At 68.9% G+C, this 21,118-nt stretch carries 21 protein-coding genes; 19 read left to right on the forward strand and 2 right to left on the reverse strand.

Going from position 1 to position 21,118, the window contains the following annotated elements:
• The first annotated feature begins 132 nt into the window (after positions 1-132).
• The gene (locus ACF07B_RS38395) at positions 133-717 is read left to right on the forward strand and encodes a hypothetical protein (RefSeq protein WP_384237850.1); all 585 of its coding nucleotides are present in this window, start codon (positions 133-135) and stop codon (positions 715-717) included.
• Positions 718-815: 98 nt separating this feature from the next.
• Here ACF07B_RS38395 and ACF07B_RS38400 read toward each other — a convergent pair whose 3' ends face one another.
• Complete coding sequence (locus tag ACF07B_RS38400) at positions 816-1,121, reverse strand: ferredoxin (protein WP_362406719.1); 306 nt, start codon at positions 1,119-1,121, stop codon at positions 816-818.
• A 253-nt stretch (positions 1,122-1,374) separates the two neighbouring features.
• On the opposite strand from ACF07B_RS38400, the gene arc reads away from it, so the two are divergent.
• From arc to prcA, 6 genes are all read left to right on the forward strand, one after another.
• Positions 1,375-3,141, forward strand: coding sequence for a proteasome ATPase (arc, locus tag ACF07B_RS38405; protein ID WP_339128326.1), 1,767 nt, complete (start codon positions 1,375-1,377; stop codon positions 3,139-3,141).
• Positions 3,142-3,375: 234 nt separating this feature from the next.
• The gene (dop, locus tag ACF07B_RS38410; protein WP_362406716.1) at positions 3,376-4,887 is read left to right on the forward strand and encodes a depupylase/deamidase Dop; all 1,512 of its coding nucleotides are present in this window, start codon (positions 3,376-3,378) and stop codon (positions 4,885-4,887) included.
• Between the two features lie 156 nt (positions 4,888-5,043).
• Entirely contained in the window at positions 5,044-5,262 is a 219-nt protein-coding gene (locus ACF07B_RS38415; protein ID WP_328667880.1) for a ubiquitin-like protein Pup, read from the forward strand.
• 118 nt (positions 5,263-5,380) lie between these two features.
• On the forward strand, positions 5,381-5,893 hold the full coding sequence (locus tag ACF07B_RS38420) for an endonuclease VII domain-containing protein (protein WP_392182314.1): 513 nt from the start codon (positions 5,381-5,383) through the stop codon (positions 5,891-5,893).
• Entirely contained in the window at positions 5,845-6,690 is an 846-nt protein-coding gene (gene prcB / locus ACF07B_RS38425; protein WP_329298745.1) for a proteasome subunit beta, read from the forward strand. The genes ACF07B_RS38420 and prcB overlap by 49 nt, the downstream gene beginning before the upstream one ends.
• 57 nt (positions 6,691-6,747) lie before the next feature.
• Positions 6,748-7,491, forward strand: coding sequence for a proteasome subunit alpha (gene prcA, locus ACF07B_RS38430; RefSeq protein ID WP_369485514.1), 744 nt, complete (start codon positions 6,748-6,750; stop codon positions 7,489-7,491).
• Between the two features lie 93 nt (positions 7,492-7,584).
• Here prcA and ACF07B_RS38435 read toward each other — a convergent pair whose 3' ends face one another.
• Positions 7,585-8,598, reverse strand: a complete 1,014-nt coding sequence (locus tag ACF07B_RS38435; protein ID WP_392182315.1) for a LacI family DNA-binding transcriptional regulator — start codon at positions 8,596-8,598, stop codon at positions 7,585-7,587.
• A gap of 107 nt (positions 8,599-8,705) precedes the next feature.
• Here ACF07B_RS38435 and ACF07B_RS38440 point away from each other — a divergent pair, with 107 nt between their 5' ends.
• The 12 genes from ACF07B_RS38440 (at position 8,706) to ACF07B_RS38495 (ending at position 20,976) form a co-directional block, all read left to right on the forward strand.
• A complete protein-coding gene (locus ACF07B_RS38440; RefSeq protein ID WP_392182316.1) occupies positions 8,706-9,965 on the forward strand; it encodes an MFS transporter in 1,260 nt (419 codons plus the stop codon).
• A gap of 9 nt (positions 9,966-9,974) precedes the next feature.
• Complete coding sequence (gene pafA / locus ACF07B_RS38445; protein ID WP_355769317.1) at positions 9,975-11,336, forward strand: Pup--protein ligase; 1,362 nt, start codon at positions 9,975-9,977, stop codon at positions 11,334-11,336.
• A 128-nt stretch (positions 11,337-11,464) separates the two neighbouring features.
• A complete protein-coding gene (locus ACF07B_RS38450) occupies positions 11,465-12,472 on the forward strand; it encodes an FKBP-type peptidyl-prolyl cis-trans isomerase (RefSeq protein WP_369485517.1) in 1,008 nt (335 codons plus the stop codon).
• A 59-nt stretch (positions 12,473-12,531) separates the two neighbouring features.
• Positions 12,532-12,903: an FKBP-type peptidyl-prolyl cis-trans isomerase gene (locus tag ACF07B_RS38455; protein ID WP_369485518.1), complete on the forward strand. Its 372-nt coding sequence runs from the start codon at positions 12,532-12,534 to the stop codon at positions 12,901-12,903.
• A gap of 133 nt (positions 12,904-13,036) precedes the next feature.
• Positions 13,037-13,990, forward strand: coding sequence for a helix-turn-helix transcriptional regulator (locus ACF07B_RS38460; RefSeq protein ID WP_369485519.1), 954 nt, complete (start codon positions 13,037-13,039; stop codon positions 13,988-13,990).
• Between the two features lie 15 nt (positions 13,991-14,005).
• A complete protein-coding gene (locus tag ACF07B_RS38465; RefSeq protein WP_384237860.1) occupies positions 14,006-15,022 on the forward strand; it encodes a helix-turn-helix transcriptional regulator in 1,017 nt (338 codons plus the stop codon).
• A 146-nt stretch (positions 15,023-15,168) separates the two neighbouring features.
• Positions 15,169-15,429 carry a hypothetical protein gene (locus ACF07B_RS38470; RefSeq protein WP_103553753.1) on the forward strand — a complete coding sequence of 87 codons (261 nt, stop codon included), beginning with the start codon at positions 15,169-15,171 and terminating at the stop codon, positions 15,427-15,429.
• Positions 15,430-15,439: 10 nt separating this feature from the next.
• On the forward strand, positions 15,440-15,634 hold the full coding sequence (locus ACF07B_RS38475) for a hypothetical protein (protein ID WP_362406690.1): 195 nt from the start codon (positions 15,440-15,442) through the stop codon (positions 15,632-15,634).
• Positions 15,635-15,871: 237 nt separating this feature from the next.
• Positions 15,872-16,159 (forward strand): Sec-independent protein translocase subunit TatA, encoded by a 288-nt coding sequence (tatA, locus tag ACF07B_RS38480; RefSeq protein WP_369485521.1) that lies wholly within the window; start codon positions 15,872-15,874, stop codon positions 16,157-16,159.
• Between the two features lie 47 nt (positions 16,160-16,206).
• Positions 16,207-17,154 carry a twin-arginine translocase subunit TatC gene (tatC, locus tag ACF07B_RS38485; protein ID WP_392182317.1) on the forward strand — a complete coding sequence of 316 codons (948 nt, stop codon included), beginning with the start codon at positions 16,207-16,209 and terminating at the stop codon, positions 17,152-17,154.
• A gap of 29 nt (positions 17,155-17,183) precedes the next feature.
• Positions 17,184-18,074, forward strand: coding sequence for a diacylglycerol kinase (locus tag ACF07B_RS38490; RefSeq protein WP_392182318.1), 891 nt, complete (start codon positions 17,184-17,186; stop codon positions 18,072-18,074).
• 40 nt (positions 18,075-18,114) lie between these two features.
• Positions 18,115-20,976 carry a DEAD/DEAH box helicase gene (locus ACF07B_RS38495; RefSeq protein WP_392182319.1) on the forward strand — a complete coding sequence of 954 codons (2,862 nt, stop codon included), beginning with the start codon at positions 18,115-18,117 and terminating at the stop codon, positions 20,974-20,976.
• Positions 20,977-21,118 lie beyond the last annotated feature (142 nt).

The raw sequence follows: 21,118 nt of genomic DNA on the forward strand, positions 1-21,118 counted from the left end.
TGCGGGAGCCCCGCCGGAGGGCGCGCGGGAACCCCTCAAAAGTCCGGACCCCGCCGTTCCACCAGCCTGTGACGTGTGGCACCATGCGGGACACCCACCCCACCGGCACAGCCCTCGCGGGAGACACTCCAAGTGCAGCAATCCGTTGTCCCGGAACTGGCGCATACACAGACAAGCCCCATCCAGTGGGTCGCCACGGCCACCGCCATCGCCGGAGTCGTGGCGCTGTCCTCCCTCGTCCAGCCCGATCCGGCGACGGCGGCCCAGTCCGGCAAGGGCCCCAGCGCGGCGGCGGCCCCGGCGGCCCCGGCGAAAGCCCCCGACCCGGCCGGCGTGGACTACCCGATCGACTGCGGCCCCGTGAAGGTCCTCGTCCAGAAGAAGGCCTCCGGCGACCTGGACGGCGACGGCCGCCCGGAGACCGTGGCCGTCGTCCGCTGCGACGCCGGCTCCGGCACCCCGCCCAACGGCGTCTACGTCCTCACCCAGGCCGAGGAAGCACAGCGGCCCCGGATCGTCGCGACCCTGATCGATCCCAAGGACCGCCTCAGCGTCACGGACTTCGCGGTCCGCGACGGAGACGTCACCGCCACGCTGCTGGGCTACTCCTCGGCCGACGTACCGAGTTGCTGCCCGGACCTGAGACAGACCGCCAAGTGGCAGTGGAAGAACGGCGCGTTCATCCGCTCGACACCGCCCGAAGCACGCGGCGCCTGAACGCGCCCCCGGCGCAAGACCCGAACAAAAGACGACACCCTCCGCGACGCGGAGGGTGTGAGGAACCGGTCACCCGGTGACGCGGGGTACCCGGGAGGTCACTCCGCGTCCGGCCCGAAGATCTCGACCTTGTCCGAAACGCGACGGACATGGATGCAGTCCCCCGGACACTCCTTCGCCGAGTCCGCCACATCGCGCAGAAGCGGCAGGGGCACGGGCGTTGTGGCCCCCACGGCCTGCAGAAGCTCGTCCTCGGCGCCCTTCACATAGGCCAGGCCGTCAATGTCCAGCTCAAAGACCTCGGGCGCGTACTGGACACAGATCCCGTCGCCGGTACAGAGATCCTGGTCGATCCAGACCTCAAGCGCCTCGCCGTCGACTCCGGCCTCCTGCTGCACGGTCATTTCTCCTGCCATTTTCTGCGTCGAGCGAACCGAAGACTGGGGAATCGGGCCAGCTCTGACGGGTGTTGAACACTTCGACCCTACCTCCGCCCGCTTCCCAATCATGTTCGGTGGGTATTCCCCTGGCGTGAGGGAGAGCGCAAGGGTGAAGATCGGACACACCCCGACAGTCTTTGTGATCTAGGGGTTTCAATCGACACCCACCCAGGTAGGGTCTGGAAGCGTCCAGCTCCCCTTGGAGGAGGTGAGGACCGTGGCAGCCCACGACGACGACATGAACCGCGGCATCCGCCCGGGAAGAGGGTCCGATGACCCCGCCGGGCAGATTGCCTACCTTGAGCAGGAGATCGCCGTCCTGCGACGCAAGCTCGCCGACTCTCCGCGACACACGAGGATTCTCGAAGAGCGGATCGTCGAGTTGCAGACCAACCTGGCAGGCGTGTCCGCACAGAACGAACGACTGGCGAACACGCTCCGTGAGGCCCGCGACCAGATCGTGGCCCTCAAAGAGGAAGTCGACCGGCTCGCACAGCCGCCGGCCGGCTTCGGTGTCTTCCTCACGGCGAACGAGGACGGCACCGCCGACATCTTCACCGGGGGCCGCAAGCTCCGGGTGAACGTCAGCCCCAGCGTCGAGCTCGACGAGCTCCGGCGCGGCCAGGAAGTGATGCTCAACGAAGCCCTCAACGTGGTCGAGGCCATGGAGTACGAGAGCGTCGGCGACATCGTCACCCTCAAGGAGATCCTGGAGGACGGCGAGCGCGCCCTCGTACAGGGGCACACCGACGAGGAACGGGTGGTACGGCTCGCCGAACCACTCCTGGACGTCAATATCCGTCCCGGAGACGCCCTCCTCCTCGAACCCCGTTCCGGCTACGTCTACGAGATCGTTCCCAAGAGCGAGGTCGAGGAACTCGTCCTCGAAGAGGTCCCGGACATCGGCTACGAGCAGATCGGCGGTCTGGGCGGCCAGATCGAGATGATCCGCGACGCGGTCGAGCTCCCGTACCTCTACCCCGACCTCTTCAAGGAACACGAACTGCGTCCGCCGAAGGGAGTCCTGCTCTACGGACCCCCCGGATGCGGAAAGACGCTCATCGCCAAGGCCGTGGCCAACTCACTGGCCAAGAAGGTCGCCGAAGTGACCGGACAGGCCACCGGCAAGAGCTTCTTCCTCAACATCAAGGGCCCCGAGCTCCTGAACAAGTACGTCGGCGAGACCGAGCGGCAGATCCGCCTCGTCTTCCAGCGTGCCCGGGAGAAGGCCAGCGAGGGCACCCCCGTCATCGTCTTCTTCGACGAGATGGAATCCCTCTTCCGCACCCGTGGATCGGGCGTCAGCTCGGACGTGGAGAACACCATCGTCCCGCAGCTGCTCGCCGAGATCGACGGCGTGGAAGGCCTGCAGAACGTGGTCGTCATCGGCGCCTCGAACCGCGAGGACATGATCGACCCCGCCATCCTGCGACCCGGCCGGCTCGACGTGAAGATCAAGATCGAGCGCCCCGACGCCGAGGCGGCGAAGGACATCTTCCAGAAGTACCTCACCGAGCGTCTCCCCCTGCACTCCGAGGACGTCGGAGAGCACGGCGGCGACAGGGCGGCCACCGTCCACGGCATGATCCAGACAGCCGTGGAGCAGATGTACGCCGAATCGGAGGAGAACCGCTTCCTGGAGGTCACCTACGCCAACGGTGACAAGGAAGTCCTCTACTTCAAGGACTTCAATTCCGGCGCCATGATCGAGAACATCGTGGGCCGCGCCAAGAAGATGGCCATCAAGGACTTCTTGGAACACAGCCAGAAGGGCCTCCGGGTCTCCCACCTCCTCCAGGCCTGCGTGGACGAGTTCAAGGAGAACGAGGACCTGCCCAACACCACCAACCCGGACGACTGGGCCAGGATCTCCGGAAAGAAGGGCGAACGGATCGTCTACATCCGTACGCTCATCACCGGAAAGCAGGGCGCGGACACCGGACGCTCCATCGACACGGTGGCCAACACCGGTCAGTACCTGTAAAAGACAGGGCGGCTGCGGGTGCCCTCGACGGGTACCCGCAGCCGACTGTTTTTCAGGACAAGGCCGGAGTACAGCAATGACGCAAATGATCTCCCCACCAGCGCAGAGGCGTTCTAGGCTCTTTCGTACCGCCGAGTCGCGCAGTGCGGGGACGGGCACCGCACACGCACCGGAGCGCCAGCGGTACTTGAGCAGCGCCCCCGACCGAGGGCGCCGCCGGGCTAGGAGGGCCGCATGACCGTACGGCGAGTAATGGGCATCGAGACGGAGTACGGGATCTCCGTCCCCGGTCACCCCAACGCCAATGCCATGCTCACCTCGTCCCAGATCGTCAACGCCTACGCGGCGGCGATGCACCGGGCGCGCCGCGCCCGCTGGGACTTCGAGGAGGAGAACCCGCTGCGGGACGCGCGAGGCTTCGACCTCGCCCGGGAGGCCGCCGACACCAGCCAGCTCACCGACGAGGACATCGGCCTGGCCAATGTCATCCTCACCAACGGTGCACGGCTGTACGTCGACCACGCACACCCGGAATACAGCTCCCCCGAAGTCACCAACCCGCGGGACGCGGTCCTGTGGGACAAGGCCGGCGAGCGCATCATGGCCGAGGCCGCGGAGCGCGCCGCCCAGCTTCCCGGCGCGCAGCCGATCCACCTCTACAAGAACAACACCGACAACAAGGGCGCCTCCTACGGCACGCACGAGAACTACCTGATGAAGCGGGAGACCCCCTTCTCGGACATCGTGCGGCACCTCACGCCGTTCTTCGTCTCACGCCAGGTCGTCACCGGAGCGGGCCGCGTCGGCATCGGCCAGGACGGACACGAGCACGGCTTCCAGCTCAGCCAGCGCGCCGACTACTTCGAGGTCGAGGTCGGCCTGGAGACCACCCTCAAGCGCCCCATCATCAACACCCGCGACGAACCGCACGCCGACGCCGAGAAGTACCGCCGGCTGCACGTGATCATCGGAGACGCCAACCTCTCCGAGATCTCGACCTACCTCAAGCTCGGCACGACGGCACTGGTCCTCTCCATGATCGAGGACGGCTTCATCGCCGTCGACCTGGCCGTCGACCAGCCCGTGCGCACCCTCCACCAGGTCTCCCACGACCCGACCCTCAAGCGCCTGGTCACGCTCCGCAGCGGCCGCACGCTCACCGCCGTGCAGCTGCAGATGGAGTACTTCGAGCTGTCGCGCAAGTACGTGGAGGAGCGGTTCGGGGCGGACGCCGACGAACAGACCAAGGACGTCCTCCTGCGCTGGGAGGACACCCTGAACCGCCTGGAGAACGACCCGATGAGCCTCGCCGGAGAGCTCGACTGGGTCGCCAAGCGGGAGCTCATGGAGGGCTACCGGCGCCGCGACGACCTCGACTGGGACGCCGCCCGGCTGCACCTGGTCGACCTCCAGTACGCCGACGTACGGGCCGAGAAGGGCCTCTACAACCGGCTGGCCGCCCGGGGCAAGATCAAGCGCCTGCTGGACGAGGGAGAGGTCGAGCGGGCCCGCACGACACCACCGGAGGACACCCGCGCCTACTTCCGCGGACGCTGCCTGGAGCAGTACGCGGACGACGTGGCGGCGGCCTCCTGGGACTCGGTGATCTTCGACCTGCCCGGCCGGGACTCGCTCCAGCGCGTCCCAACCCTGGAGCCGCTTCGCGGAACGCGTAATCACGTCAAGGAGCTCCTGGACCGCTGCCGTACGGCCGAGGACCTGGTCAGGGTGCTGTCGGGCAACTGAGATTCCCCCGGGACGGCACCGGCCGGACAGGGTGGAACACACGGCGTTACGGGAATCATCGAGGTGGTCCCCGTACGTTGAAGCAACTGCGGGGCCGATGTCGGACCCTGCTTGTAGGGTCTGATCAAGAACGTCGAACCGAGCGGGGTGAGGGTTATGGCGACCAAGGACACCGGCGGCGGACAGCAGAAGGCGACGCGTTCCACCGAGGAGGCCGAGGAGCAGACACAGGACGCGCAGGCGACCGACGACCTCAAGGAACGCCAGGAAAAGCTGAGCGACGACGTCGACTCGGTTCTGGACGAGATCGACGATGTCTTGGAAGAGAACGCCGAGGATTTCGTGAGGTCCTTCGTTCAGAAGGGCGGGCAGTAAGCCGCCTTTTCCATCGAATCGTAGGTTCGGGTCGAGTGTGGCTGAGGAACTGGGAGAGCGGAGCTGCTCGCGGTGTAAGCAGAACAAGCCGCGGGCGGCCTTCGCGAGCAACAGGTCCATGCCTGACAGCCTCCAGGCGTATTGCCGGGAGTGCTCCGCGGAGTACTACCGGCAGCGTCAGGAGGCCAAGGGCAGCACCGTGCGCGTCAAGGTGCCTGTACCTCGCGGTCACAAGCGTTGTCCGCAGTGCGAGGCCGTGAAACCGCACTCCGAATGGGAGCGCAACAAGTCCTCCTCGGACGGCTGGGCCAGCTATTGCCGTGAGTGTCGTGCGGGGCGGAACCGGGTCAGCTATTTCCAGCGCAAGTACGGCCTCACTCCGGCCGAGTTGGACGCGATGGTCGCGGAGCAGCGGGGAATCTGCTGTATCTGCCTAACCGCCCCTGCCGAACATGTGGATCACTGCCATCAGACGGGTAGGGTCCGAGGCGTACTGTGCTTCAGCTGCAACGCTGCGCTGGGGCAGTTCAAGGATCGGCCCGATGTCATGAGGCGGGCTGCGACATACCTGGAAGGAAACGCGTGGAAGCCAACACTCGTAGCACCGGGCGTCTACCGGCTGCCTTCCTGACGCCCGGGTCGTCGTCCTTCATGGACTTCCTGTCCGAGCACCAGCCGGAGATGCTCCCGGGCAAGCGGCAACTGCCGCCCGTCCAGGGTGTGATCGAGGCCCCGCACGGCACGACGATCGTCGCCGTCACGTTCCCGGGGGGAGTCGTCCTCGCCGGTGACCGGCGGGCCACGATGGGGAACGTCATCGCCCAGCGCGACATCGAGAAGGTCTTCCCGGCCGACGAGTACTCGGCGGTGGGCATCGCCGGCACGGCGGGCCTGGCCGTGGAGATGGTGAAGCTGTTCCAGCTGGAGCTGGAGCACTTCGAGAAGGTGGAGGGCGCGCAGCTCTCCCTGGAGGGCAAGGCGAACCGCCTGTCCACGATGATCCGTTCCAACCTCGGCATGGCCATGCAGGGCCTGGCCGTGGTCCCCCTGTTCGCGGGCTTCGACGTGGACCGCGGCAAGGGCCGCATCTTCTCCTACGACGTCACCGGCGGCCGCTCCGAGGAGCACGGCTACGCGGCCACGGGCTCCGGCTCGCTCTTCGCGCGCGGTGCCATGAAGAAGCTCTACGCCAGGGATCTGACGGAGGACCAGGCGACGACGCTGGTCATCCAGGCTCTCTACGACGCGGCCGACGACGACTCGGCGACCGGTGGTCCCGATGTCGCGCGCCGGATCTACCCGATCGTCACCGTGATCACCGAGAGCGGTTTCCGCCGGCTCACCGACGAGGAGTCCTCCGAGATCGCCCGCACGATCCTGGAGCGGCGACTGGAGCAGCCCGACGGCCCGCGCGCCGCGCTGCTCTGAGTCCGGCCTCTTTTCCCAGGTGATCCAGTGACTTCGACAGAAAGGGACGGATAGCCGGTGTCGACGCCGTTCTATGTCTCACCCCAGCAGGCGATGGCCGACCGGGCGGAGTACGCCCGCAAGGGCATCGCCCGTGGCCGCAGCCTGGTCGTGCTGCAGTATGCCGACGGCATCGTGTTCGTCGGCGAGAACCCGTCCCGCGCGCTGCACAAGTTCAGCGAGATCTACGACCGGATCGGCTTCGCGGCCGCCGGCAAGTACAACGAGTACGAGAACCTGCGGATCGGCGGTGTGCGTTACGCCGATCTGCGCGGCTACACGTACGACCGTGCCGATGTGACCGCCCGTGGTCTGGCGAACGTGTACGCCCAGACGCTGGGCACGATCTTCTCGTCGGCGGCGGAGAAGCCGTACGAGGTGGAGCTGGTGGTCGCCGAGGTCGGGGAGACGCCGGACGGCGACCAGATCTACCGGCTGCCGCACGACGGTTCGATCGTGGACGAGCACGGTTCGGTCGCTGTCGGTGGTAACGCCGAGCAGATCAGTACGTATCTGGATACGCAGCACCAGGACGGCATGTCGCTGGCCGAGGCGCTGAAGCTGGCCGTCCAGTCGTTGTCCCGGGAGCCGAACGGTGGCGAGCGGGAGATTCCGGCGGAGCGGCTGGAGGTCGCGGTGCTGGACCGGTCGCGGCCGCAGAAGCGGAAGTTCAAGCGGATCGTGGGCCGTCAGCTGTCCCGGTTGCTGGAGGCCGGGGGCGCGGAGACGGCGACGGAGGCCGAGGACGCCGACGACGAGTGAGTTCGTGGTCGGACCTGGTGTCCGTACGGAAGGGGCCGTGCCGGTGCAGACCGGTGCGGCCCCTTCCGTGTGCGCCGGGAGGCGAGGGCTGTTCTACGGGCCCGGTGGGGCCGTGGAGCCCCGTACGACAAGTTCGACGGGGATGTCCTCCTGTGGGGGCGTGCGGCCGTCCAGGACGGCCAGGAGGGCTTTCATGCCCTGTTCGCCGAATCGTTCGGCGTCCAGGCGGACGGTGGTGAGTTCGGGGTCGAGGGCGCGGGCCAGGGCGAGGTCGTCGAGTCCGGTGACGGAGATGTCGTCGGGGATGCGCAGGCCGAGGCGGCGGGCGGCTTTGTAGGCGCCGGCGGCGAGTTTGTCGTCGTCGCAGATGATCGCGGTGGGGCGGGGTCCCGGGGTGGAGAGTGCGGTCTGGGCGGCGGCCAGGGCGTCCTCGAAGGAGATGGGGGCGCGGGCGACGCGCAGGCTGGTGCCGGGGACTTCGACGAGGCAGGAGGCCAGTTCGCGGGCGCGGACCTCGAAGGTCCAGGAGGGGATGTCGGCCGCGAGGTGCAGGAAGCGGCGGTGGCCGAGTTCCAGGAGGTGGTCGGTGACCTGGCGTATGCCGTCGGCGATGTCGAGGTTGACGGTGGCGGCGCCCTGGCTGCCGGCGGGGTCGCTGTCGAGCATGACGAGGGGGAGCTGGTCGCCGCGGATCGCGGTGAGGGCGTCGGCCGCCATGGAGGAGGCGATGACGCCGTCGAGGGCGGCCTGGGCGGAGCCGAAGGGGTCGCGGGCGGGGCCGATTCCTTCGGGGGAGGGGTAGAGGACGACTCCGAAGCCGTGCTGGGCGGCCACGCGGGCGGCGCCGGTGTAGACGCCCGCGAAGAATTCGGTGGTGAGGGCGGGGACGACCAGCAGGACGGTGCGGGTGCGGCCGAGGCGGAGGTTGCGGGCGGCGAGGTTGGGGCGGTAGCCGAGTTCCTGGGCCGCGTCGCGGACGCGGTCGGCGGTCGCGGCGGAGACGCGGCCGCGCCACTTGTCGCCGAGGACGAGGGAGACGGCCGCCTGGGAGACCCCGGCGGCCTCGGCGACGTCCCGGCTGGTGGGGCGCGTGCTACCTCTTGCCACCGTGGGCCTGCTCCTTCGTCTGGACTCCCGGTCAGCGCACATGGTACGTATTGAGGAGGACGTTATACGTAACACTTGGACGTCACGCGCTACCGGAAGGGCACGCCATGGCCGCGGGATACCTGGAGATCCTCAGGGCGAGGCATGCCGCCAGGCTGCTCGCGGGGACGCTGGTGGGACGGCTGCCGAACGCCACGGCGGCCATCGCCGTCGTGCTTTTCGTGCGGGCCGGGGGCGGCACGTACAGCCTGGCGGGCGCCCTCGCGGCCGTGTACGGGGTGGCCAACGCGGTCGGGCAGCCGCTGCTGGGCCGGCTCGTGGACCTGTACGGCCAGCCCCGGGTGCAGCTGCCCGCCGCCGTCGTCTCGGCGCTCGGCATGGGCGTCTTCGCCCTGGCCGGAACGGAGCCGGTGGCGCTCGCCTGTGCCGCGATGGCGGTGGCCGGGCTCTTCACGCCTCCGCTGGAGGGCGGCCTGCGGGCGCTGTGGCCCTCCGTGCTGGGCAAGGAGGAGCAGGTGCACACCGCGTACGCGATGGACGCGGTGGCGCAGGAGATCATGTTCACCGTCGGACCGTTGCTGGTGACGCTGTGCGTGTCGCTCTGGTCCGCGCAGGCCGCCCTGCTGATCCTGGGCGTCATCGGTGTCCTGGGCGCCCTCTCCGTGGTCGTCTCGGAGCCCTCGCGCGCGTGGCGTTCGGCTCCGCGTGAGGCGCACTGGCTGGGCGCTCTGCGTTCGCCGGGGCTGCTGGCCCTGCTCGGGGCGTTCCTGTTCATCGGGATCGCGCTCGGTTCGATCACGGTGGCGGCGGTGTCGTACGCCGACGCGCACGGTGGGGACGCGGTGTACGGCTGGCTGATGGCGGGCATCGGTCTCGGTGCGCTGCTGGGCGGTGTGGTCTACGGCGCGCGCCGGTGGGGCGGGGCGCCGGAGCGGCGACTGCGGTTGCTGGTGGCCCTTCTGGCGGTGTGTTACGTCCCGCTGGTGCTCGTGCCGGGTCCGGTGGCGATGACCGGGCTGGCGACGCTCGCGGGCGTGTTCCTCGCGCCGAGCATCGCGTGTGCCTTCGTGCTGGTGGACCGGCACGCGCCCACCGGTACGGTCACCGAGGCCTTTTCCTGGCTCGTGACGACGTTCACCGTGGGCGCTTCGGTGGGAACGGGTGTCGCGGGGCCGGTCGTGGAATGGGGCGGAGCGGGGCGGGGCTTCGCCGTTCCGGGGGTCGCGGGGGCCGCCGCGCTGGTGGTTCTGCTGGCCACGGGCCGGGTCCTCGCAGCTACCGGGAGGGGCGAGGTTGTTGCGGTCTCATCGGAAAATGATCCAAACCGAGCCGTCGAACCCCGTTTCAGCACAGGGGATCGGGCGTAATGTTCAGTCATGGACCGCCGCATTTTCGGGCTGGAGAACGAGTACGGCGTCACGTGTACGTTCAGGGGACAGCGCCGGCTGTCTCCCGACGAGGTGGCGCGGTACCTCTTCCGCCGTGTCGTGTCATGGGGCCGCAGCAGCAATGTCTTTCTGCGGAACGGTGCCCGCCTTTATCTCGACGTGGGATCACATCCGGAATATGCGACACCCGAATGTGACAACGTGACGGAGCTCGTCACCCACGACAAGGCCGGCGAGCGCATTCTCGAAGGTCTCCTGGTGGACGCCGAACGACGCCTGCACGAGGAAGGGATCGCGGGCGACGTCTATCTGTTCAAGAACAACACCGACTCGGCAGGCAACTCCTACGGGTGCCACGAGAACTATCTGGTGGCCCGGCACGGGGAGTTCTCCCGGCTCGCGGACATTCTCATTCCGTTCCTCGTCACGAGGCAGTTGCTGTGCGGTGCGGGCAAGGTGCTGCAGACTCCGCGCGGTGCCGTGTACTGCGTCAGCCAGCGGGCGGAGCACATCTGGGAGGGCGTCAGCTCGGCGACGACCCGCTCCCGGCCCATCATCAACACGCGTGACGAGCCGCACGCGGACGCCGAGCGCTATCGCCGGCTGCATGTGATCGTCGGCGACTCGAACATGTCCGAGACGACGATGCTCCTCAAGGTCGGTGCCACGGACCTCGTGCTGCGCATGATCGAGGCGGGCACCGTCATGCGCGACCTGACTCTGGAGAACCCCATCCGGGCGATCCGCGAGGTCAGTCATGACATCACGGGCCGTCGGAAGGTGCGCCTGGCCAGCGGCCGTGAGGCCTCCGCGCTGGAGGTGCAGCGCGAGTACTACGAGAAGGCCGTGGACTTCGTCGAGCGCCGCGGTATCCGTACCGGAACCGTCGACCAGGTGCTGGAGCTGTGGGGCCGGGTGCTGGACTCGATCGAGGCCGAGGACCTCGACCGGATCGGTACCGAGATCGACTGGGTGATGAAGTACCAGCTCATCGAGCGGTACCGGGCGAAGCACAACATGACCATGTCGCACCCGCGGGTCGCGCAGATAGACCTCGCCTACCACGACATCCACCGCCGTCGTGGCCTGTACTACCTGCTGGAGAGGAAGGGGCAAGCCGCTCGGATCTGCAACGACTTGAAGATCTTCGAGGGCAAGTCGGTACCGCCGCAGACCACTCGGGCGCGTCTGCGCGGTGACTTCATCCGGCGGGCGCAGGAGCAGCGGCGGGACTTCACCGTCGACTGGGTGCACCTGAAGCTCAACGATCAGGCACAGCGCACGGTGTTGTGCAAGGACCCGTTCCGTTCGGTGGACGACCGGGTGGAGAAGCTGATCGCCGGAATGTGAGCCGGGCGTTCCGTGGGTGAAGCGGAACGCAACGCGGGGCGCCGTACGTTTTCCGTACGGCGCCCTTCTCACGTCGTAGAGTTGCGCGCACGCCATCCACCAAGATCGACCGATACGAGGCCCCCACCGTGCGCCGACGCTCACTCCTTCTCTCCGTACCCGCTGGACTGGTCACACTCGCCGGATGCGGTGACGACGGCAAGTCAGACACGGCGAAGTCCAGCAACAGCCCGTCGCCCTCGGCTTCCGCGGCGGCGTCGGCCCCGCCCCCGCCGAAGATCGTCGACGGTCCGCTGCCGGCGATCACGGCCGGTACGAAGTTCGGTGAGAAGCCGACGGTGGCCAAGGGCACGGGGGAGCCGTCGAAGGATCTCGCGGTCAGGACGGTGATCGCGGGCAACGGCAAGACGGTCGCGGAGAACGACTACATCCAGGCCAATTACCTGGGTCAGATCTGGGCCACGGCGAAGGTGTTCGACAACTCCTACGACCGGGGGACGCCGCTGGTCATCCAGCTGGCGCAGGGCGGCATCATCGACGGCTGGCGTTATGGCCTGGTCGGCAAGAAGACCGGCAGCCGTGTCGAGATGTCCGTTCCGCCGACCTGGGGCTACGGCTCGGAGGGCAACGCGCAGGCGGGCATCAAGGGCACGGACACGCTGGTGTTCGTGGTGGACATCGAGGACACGTTCAACTCCAAGAGTTCCGCCAAGGGCAAGAACGTGGAGCAGAAGGACGCCTCGCTGCCGACGGTCGGCACGAACACGGACGGCGCCGCTCCCAAGATCACGGTGCCGAAGAAGGCCGCTCCCACGAAGCTCGTGGCGAACTACGTGATCGAGGGTGACGGCGACGAGGTGAAGGCCGACAGCACGGTCCTGGTGCAGTACGAGGGTGTGCTCTGGGACAGCGGCAAGGAGTTCGACTCGACGTACAAGCGGGGTCAGCTGACGTCGTTCTCGCTTCAGCAGGTCGTCAAGGGCTGGGCGCAGGGGCTGACGGGCAAGAAGGTGGGCAGCCGTGTGCTCATCGTGATTCCGCCGGCTCTGGGCTACGGCGACAACCCGCCGGCCGGCAGCGGTATCAAGAAGGACTCCACGCTCGTCTTCTCGGTCGACATCCTGGCGAAGATGTAACCCTTCGGAGATGTAAGACTGTCCGTGTTGTCCTTACGTACACAAGCAGGAGCAAAGACGTGAGCATCGAGAAGCCCGAGATCGATTTTCCTGAGGGCCAGCCGCCGGCGGACCTTGAGATCAAGGACATCTGGGAGGGCGACGGCCCCGAGGCCGAGTCGGGTCAGAACGTCACGGTGCACTACGTGGGTGTGGCGTTCAGCACGGGCGAGGAGTTCGACGCGAGCTGGAACCGGAACTCTCCGTTCCGCTTCCCGCTCGGCGGCGGCCGTGTCATCAAGGGCTGGGACCGCGGCGTGCAGGGCATGAAGGTCGGCGGCCGTCGCCAGCTGACCATCCCCGCCCACCTCGCCTACGGCGACCAGAGCCCGACCCCGGCGATCAAGCCCGGTGAGACGCTGATCTTCGTGGTCGACCTGATCGCGGTCTGATCACAGCGGACCGGATCCGATCCGGATCCGATCATCTGGGGCCCATGCCCGTCCGGGCATGGGCCCTCGGCTTTTGCCGCGACACTCCGGAGCGGTACGGTCATCGGTCGGAAGCACCATAGGAAGGGCGTCGATGGCCATTGCCAAGGCCGAGCGGCTGATGAACCTCGCACTGTGTCTGCTCGGGACCCGGCGGCCGCTCAGCAAGCGCGAACTCCGCGAGTCCATCGAGGCCTATCTCGAAGCCGGATCGGACGACTCCTTCAACCGGATGTTCGAGCGGGACAAGGATGATCTGCGCGAACTCGGCCTGGTCATCGAGACGGTGGAGAACCTCGACGGCGAAGTCGGCTACCTCGCCCGCCGCGACAGCAACCGCCTGCCGCCGATCACCCTCGACGCCGAGGAGGCCGCCGCCCTCGGGCTGGCCGCCAAGGTCTGGCAGCAGGCACGGCTGGCCGGGGCCGCGAGCGGCGCGCTCCAGAAGCTGCGCGCCGCGGGTCTGCCCGAGGACGTGGACCCCTACGGATCCCACGGCGCCCTGGAACCGCACATCCCCGTCCACGAGGCGGCCTTCGAGCCCCTGATGCTCGCCTGCCGCGACCGTCGCCCGGTCGTCTTCGACTACCGCAAGGGCAACGCCGCGCAACCCGGGACCCGGCATGTCGAGCCCTGGGCCCTGGAGTGCTGGCGCGGCCACTGGTATCTCGCGGGCTGGGACCGTGACCGCGGCGCCGAGCGCGTCTTCAGGCTCTCCCGGATCACCGGCAAGGTCCGCGCGCGTGCCGGCCGCTACACCGCCGAGGTCCCCGACGTCGTGACCGTGCGCGAGACGGTGGCCGGCTGGGCGGGGGAGATCACCGACCGTTCGGCGCTGATCCGGCTGCGTTCCGGCGCCGGCTACCCGCTGCGCGCCAAGGCCGTCTCCGTACGGGAACTGGGCGACGGCTGGGACGAGTTGGAGATTCCGTACGGGCACGGTCTGGACGCCTGGCTCGTCGAGTTCGGGCCGGACGTGGTGGTCGTGGAGCCCGCCGAACTGCGGGCCGATGTGGTCGACCGGCTGCGCGCCGTGGCCAAGGGCTGAGGGGAAAGTAAGAAAGTGGCAGGAAAACCGGCCAGGCCCACGAACGCGATCGACCAGACCCGGCGGATGCTCTCGCTGGTGACGTATCTGCGCGAGCGCCCCGGCGCCCATGTCGGTGACGTCGCCCGCGCCTTCGGGATCACCGAGGACGAGCTGATCTCCGACCTCGACGTGCTGCCGCTGTGCGGGACCAGTTTCCGCGGCGGGGATCTGCTCGACATCGACACCGACGGCGACCGGATCTGGTGGCACAACCCGGACGACGTCGCCGAACCGCTGCGGATCGCCGCCGACGAGGCGACCGCGCTGCTGGTGGCCGCCCGCGCGGTGTCCACCCTGCCCGGCCTGCGCGAGGGCGACCGGCAGGCGCTGCTGCGGGCCACCGCCAAGGTGGAGGCCGCCTCGGGCGAGGCGGCGGGGGCCAGTTCCCGGCTGTCGGTGACCTTCGAGTCCGAGGGCGGCGTCTTCGCCGACGTGGACCGGGCGATCTCCGAGCGGCGCCGGCTGTGGATCCGCTACTACTCGCCCTCGCGGGACGAGCTGAGCGAACGCGAGATCGACCCGATCCGCCTGGTCAGCGTCGGTCACACCTATGTCGAGGCCTGGTGCCGCCGCTCCGAGGCGCGCCGTACCTTCCGGCTCGACCGGGTCGCCGAGATCCGCATCCTGGACGAGCCGTCCGCGCCGCCGGAGATCGAGCTGCGGGACCTGTCCGAGGGGCTGGTCCAGCCCGCGGCCGAGGATCCGGAGGTGGTCGTCGAGGTGGGTCCCGGCGGGCGCTGGGTCGCCGAGTACTACCCGCACGACAGCGCGGATGAGCTGCCGGACGGTGGGCTGCGTATCACTCTGCGGACCCCCGATCCCACGTCGCTGCGGCGGCTGGCCCTGCGTCTCGGCGGTGACGGCCGGATCGTCTCGCCGCAGACCGTCGCGGACAGCGCCCGCGCCGCGGCCCGTGAGGCGCTCGCCGCCTACGACGAGCTCGGGGCGGTCCGGGACAGGCCGTACGAGGGGCGGGAGCAGGGGCTTTGAGGACGTCGTCGGTGTCGGGTGCGCAGGGAAGGCCGGGGAGCCCGGAGAAGCCGGGTTCCGTCAGGCGGGCGGGTGCGCCGGGACGCGCCGCGTCGGTCACGGGCACGGCGGCGGGCCGGGCCGGGTCGGCCCCGGGCACGTCGGAGATGTCGGTGGGGACGGCCTTCGCCGGGATGCGCCGGGTGGTCGAGGTGATGTTCAAGGCCGCCTGCCCCGACTGCCGGGCCGGCTTCGAGCTCACGCCCGGGGCCCTGCGCCTGGCCATCGGCGCCAGCAGCCGCACCACGTTCTACTCGTTCACCTGCCCCGCGTGCGGTTCCGCCGTCCGCAAGCCCGCCGGGGAACGCATCGTAGAACTCCTCACCGGGGGCGGGGTCCGCACACTGCGGCTGCACTCCACCCTCTAGGGTCGTCGTCATGTTCTGGCCGATGTTTGCGATCGCCGCGGGTTTCCTGGGAATCACGGTTCTCGGGGTTCTCGCCGTCCGTGTCTTCCTGGAAGCGGAGCGTCTGGGCCGCCAGGTCGCCGATTCCGCGCGCCGTATCAGCTCGGCCTCCGAGGACCTGGAAAGGGCCACGGTGGCGGCGGCGCACTCCATGGACGCGGTATGAGTCGTTCCATGGATGCGTAATGCGTCACGCCAGCCTGTCGACTTGGCACGGGGGCCAGGTACGCTCAGGGGCGCGGCCCGGAGAATGAGGCGCGGGCCGCGAACTGGGAGTACGCACAGGGATTGCCCCGCGTTTACCCCTGAGCGTTACGATCGCTGACATCACGATGATCGGACACACGTCCGATCGATCGGCCAGCACCCCGACCATGCAGCCTCGGTGAGAAGGTAAAGACTTATGTTCGGAAGGCTCGGAGCTCCCGAGATCATTCTCATCCTCGTCGTCATCATCCTGCTGTTCGGCGCGAAGAAGCTTCCGGACATGGCGCGCTCCCTCGGCAAGTCCGCCCGGATCCTCAAGAGCGAGGCGAAGGCGATGAAGGAAGACGGCGGCAGCACCCCGGCCCCGGCCGGTCCGCCGAGCACCGACGAGCAGACCCCGGCTCAGCGCACCATCCAGGCGGCCCCCGGCGACGTGACCAGCTCGCGCCCGGTCAACGAGCCGACGGACACGACCCAGCGCTGACGCAGGGCCGGTGACATCCGGCCCGCCGCATGAGATGAGGATGTGGGTTGCTCAAGTCTGCCCGCAACACGGAGAAGGACCCCGAGGGGCGCATGCCCCTCGCGGACCATCTTCGCGAGCTACGCAACCGGCTCGCGAAGGCGGTGCTGGCGATCGTCCTCGTGACGATCGTCGCGGCCTTCTACTACAACGACATCATCAACTTCTTCACCAAGCCGGTCCTGGACTCCGTCGGGTGTCCTGAGACCTTCGCCGAACTCGCGAAGCAGCCCAAGAACCACCAGTGCGCGCAGATCACCATCAACGGTCTGCTCGCGCCGTTCACCCTGGCGCTGAAGGTCTCGCTGATGGCGGGCGTCGTGCTCGCCTCTCCGGTCTGGCTCTACCAGCTCTGGGCGTTCGTCGCCCCGGGTCTGCACAGGAGCGAGAAGAAGTACGCGTACGCGTTCGTCGGCACCGGCGTCCCGCTGTTCTTCGGTGGCGCGTTCTTCGCCTACAAGGTGCTTCCCACCACGGCGAAGGTCCTGATGGAGTTCACGCCGGACGGCGTCAGCAACCTGCTGCCGCTGGACGACCTGCTCGACCTGGTCACGCGCATGGTGGTCGTGTTCGGCCTCTCCTTCGAGCTGCCCCTGCTGCTGGTGATGCTCAATCTGACGGGCATCATCACGGGCCGGCGCATGCTCGGCTGGTGGCGCGGCATGATCATCGGCATCACGGTCTTCGCGGCGATCGCCACTCCCAGCACCGACCCGCTGACCATGCTGGCGCTCGCCGGGCCGATCTGGATCCTGTACTTCGGCGCCGTCGTCTTCTCGCTGTTCAACGACCGGCGCAAGCGTCGGCGCGATGAGTCCGGGCCGGCCGACGACGAGGCGTCCGACCTCGACCTCACGCCCGAGGACATCGGCGGCATCGAGGACGTGACGACCCGCCCGAACCTTCCGGAGCAGGCCACCACGGACCGGGTCAACGGTTATGACGACGTGACCTGACGGAGTCCGTGACCTCGTAGGGTCAGCCTGTGACCAGCGAGATCACCCTCTTCGTCAACCCCACCGCGGGCCGCGGCCGGGGCGCCCGAGCGGCGCTGCCGGCCGCTTCCGCTTTGCGTGCCGCGGGATTCTCCGTCGAGACGGTTCAGGGCGAGGACCCGGCGGACGCCCTCGCGCGGGCGCGCGAGGCGGTCGCCGGCGGCACCGGCGCCCTCGTCGCGGTCGGCGGCGACGGCATGGCGAACCTGGCCCTGCAGGCCGTCGCCGGGACCCGTACCCCCTTCGGTCTGGTGGCCGCCGGGACCGGCAACGACTTCGCGCGCGCCCTCGGCCTGCCCGTGGGCGACCCCGCGGCGGCGGGACGGATGATCGCCGAGGCGCTGAGGGGCGAGAGGCTGCGCGAGGTCGACCTGGGCCGGGTGAACGGCACCTGGTTCGGCACCGTCCTCGCCTCCGGGTTCGACTCCCGGGTCAACGACCGCGGGAACCGGATGAGCCTGCCCGTCGGCCGTTTCAAGTACGACGTCGCCATGGTCGCCGAGCTGGCCGCCTTCCGGCCCGTCGGGTACCGCATCACGCTGGACGGCGGCGAGACGCTGGAGACCGAGGCGACGCTGGTCGCCGTCGGCAACGGCTCGTCGTACGGCGGCGGCATGAGGATCTGTCCCGGTGCGAGCCTCGGCGACGGGCTGTTCGACATCACGGTGGTCGGGGACTGCTCGCGCTCGACGCTGCTCAAGATCTTCCCGCGGGTCTACCGGGGCACCCACGTCGGCCATCCCGTGGTGAGCGTGCACCGGGCGGCCCGGGTCGAACTCCTCGCCGAGGGCGTCACCGGGTACGCGGACGGCGAGCCGCTGGGCCCGCTGCCGCTCACGGCGGAGTGCATACGGGCCGCTGTGCGCGTCGCACTTCCCTGAGCTGCGGGGACCCGGGGTTTCACAGCCGCTGATCCGGATAATGATCGTCCTTGTGTCAGTGCCTCCCGGTAGTCTCGAAAGCACGATGACAGAGGACCTCTCACCGGCCGAGCGGTATGCGGCAGCACGCAGGCGCGCTGCCGAGCAGGCCACCGCGCTCGCCTCCTTCCGCGAGATGTACGACTTCGGCCTCGACCCCTTCCAGATCGAGGCCTGCCAGGCGCTCGAAGCGGGCAAGGGTGTGCTGGTGGCCGCGCCCACCGGTTCGGGCAAGACGATCGTCGGCGAGTTCGCCGTCCACCTCGCCCTCCAGCAGGGCAAGAAGTGCTTCTACACCACGCCGATCAAGGCGCTCTCCAACCAGAAGTACGCCGACCTGTGCCGCCGGTACGGCGCGGACAAGGTCGGCCTGCTCACCGGCGACAACAGCGTCAACTCCGAGGCTCCGGTGGTCGTCATGACCACCGAGGTCCTGCGGAACATGCTGTACGCGGGCTCACAGACCCTCCTCGGTCTCGGTCATGTGGTGATGGACGAGGTGCACTACCTCTCCGACCGCTTCCGCGGCGCCGTCTGGGAGGAAGTGATCATCCACCTCCCCGAGTCGGTGACCCTGGTGTCGCTGTCGGCGACCGTGTCGAACGCGGAGGAGTTCGGTGACTGGCTGGACACCGTGCGCGGCGACACCCAGGTGATCGTCTCCGAGCACCGGCCCGTCCCGCTGTTCCAGCATGTGCTGGCCGGACGGCGGATGTACGACCTCTTCGAGGAGGGCGAGGGCCAGCGCAAGGCCGTCAACCCCGACCTCACGCGCATGGCGCGCATGGAGGCGAGCCGTCCGTCGTACCAGGACCGCAGGCGGGGCCGCGCGATGCGCGAGGCCGACCGGGAACGGGAGCGCAGACAGCGCTCGCGGATCTGGACGCCGGGCCGCCCCGAGGTCATCGAGCGGCTCGACGCCGAAGGGCTGCTGCCCGCCATCACGTTCATCTTCAGCCGCGCGGCGTGCGAGGCCGCCGTGCAGCAGTGCCTGTACGCCGGTCTGCGGCTGAACGACGACGCGGCGCGTGCGCGCGTGCGTGAGCTTGTCGAGGAGCGAACGGCCTCCATCCCGGACGAGGACCTGCACGTCCTCGGCTACTTCGAATGGCTGGAGGGCCTGGAGCGCGGCATCGCGGCCCACCACGCGGGCATGCTGCCCACGTTCAAGGAGGTCGTCGAGGAGCTCTTCGTCCGCGGCCTCGTCAAGGCGGTCTTCGCGACGGAGACCCTCGCGCTGGGCATCAACATGCCGGCCCGCTCGGTGGTGCTGGAGAAGCTCGTCAAGTGGAACGGCGAGCAGCACGCCGACATCACGCCCGGCGAGTACACCCAGCTCACCGGCCGTGCCGGCCGCCGCGGCATCGATGTCGAGGGCCACGCGGTCGTGCTGTGGCAGCGCGGCTTCAGTCCCGAGCATCTCGCGGGACTCGCGGGCACCCGCACCTATCCGCTGCGTTCCAGCTTCAAGCCGTCGTACAACATGGCGGTGAACCTGGTCGAGCAGTTCGGCCGGCACCGCTCGCGCGAACTGCTGGAGACGTCGTTCGCGCAGTTCCAGGCCGACAAGTCGGTCGTCGGGATCTCCCGGCAGGTGCAGCGCAACGAGGAGGGTCTCGAAGGCTACAAGGAGTCGATGACCTGCCATCTCGGTGATTTCGACGCGTACATGGCGCTGCGCCGGGAACTCAAGGACCGCGAGACCGAGCTGGCCCGGCGGGGCATGACGGAGCGCCGTGCCGAGGCGGCCGTCGCCCTGGAGAAGCTGAAGCCGGGTGACGTGATCCATGTGCCGACCGGCAAGTACGCGGGACTGGCGCTGGTGCTGGACCCCGGGCTGCCCGCCGGCCGGTCGAACGGCCACCGGGGCTTCGAGCAGCACGACGGACCGCGTCCGCTGGTGCTGACCGCCGAGCGCCAGGTGAAGCGGCTGGCCTCGATGGACTTCCCGGTGCCGGTCGAGGCGCTCGACCGGATGCGGATCCCCAAGTCGTTCAACCCGCGCTCCCCGCAGTCCCGTCGGGACCTCGCCTCCGCCCTGCGCACCAAGGCCGGGCACATCGTCCCGGACCGGCACCGCAAGAAGCGTGCCGAGGCCGCCGACGACCGTGAGATCGCCCGGCTGCGCACGGCGATCCGCGCACATCCCTGCCACGGGTGCAACGACCGTGAGGATCACGCCCGTTGGGCCGAGCGGTATCACCGGCTCCAGCGTGACACCTCGCAGCTGGAGCGCCGGATCGAGGGCCGGACGAACACCATCGCCCGTACCTTCGACCGGATCGTCGCCCTGCTCACCGAGCTGGACTACCTGCGCGGCGACGAGGTCACCGAGCACGGCAAGCGGCTCGCCCGCCTGTACGGCGAACTCGACCTGCTGGCCAGCGAATGTCTGCGCGCCGGAGTCTGGGACGGACTCTCTCCGGCCGAACTGGCCGCCTGCGTCTCGGCGTTGGTGTACGAGTCCCGGGTCGCCGACGACGCGATGGCGCCGAAGGTGCCGTCCGGCAAGGCCAAGGCCGCGCTCGCCGAGATGGTGCGCATCTGGGGCCGTCTGGACGCTCTGGAGGAGGACTTCCGGATCAACCAGACCGAGGGTGTGGGCCAGCGCGAGCCGGACCTCGGCTTCGCCTGGGCCGCCCACGAGTGGGCGTCGGGCAAGGGCCTGGACGAGGTGCTGCGCGAGGCCGAGATGCCCGCCGGTGACTTCGTGCGCTGGTGCAAGCAGGTCATCGACGTCCTCGGCCAGATCGCGGCCGCCGCGCCCGTCTCGGGCGGCGAGAGGTCGACGGTCTCCAAGAACGCCCGCAAGGCGGTCGAAGAGCTGCTGCGCGGAGTGGTGGCCTACTCGTCGGTGGGCTGACGAGCCGCGGGCCGGCGCTCGCGGAGCCGGTCCGGCCGTGCCGGAGCCGGCACGGCCGGTGGTGTGCCGTCTTCCCCCGGGGAAGGGCACGCCACCGGCCGCGTCCGTCTCAGGAACACCGGCGGGCGGCCCGGCCGGGCCC

Origin of the sequence: Streptomyces sp. NPDC015532 (assembly GCF_043078065.1) — a bacterium.
Lineage (GTDB): Bacteria > Actinomycetota > Actinomycetes > Streptomycetales > Streptomycetaceae > Streptomyces.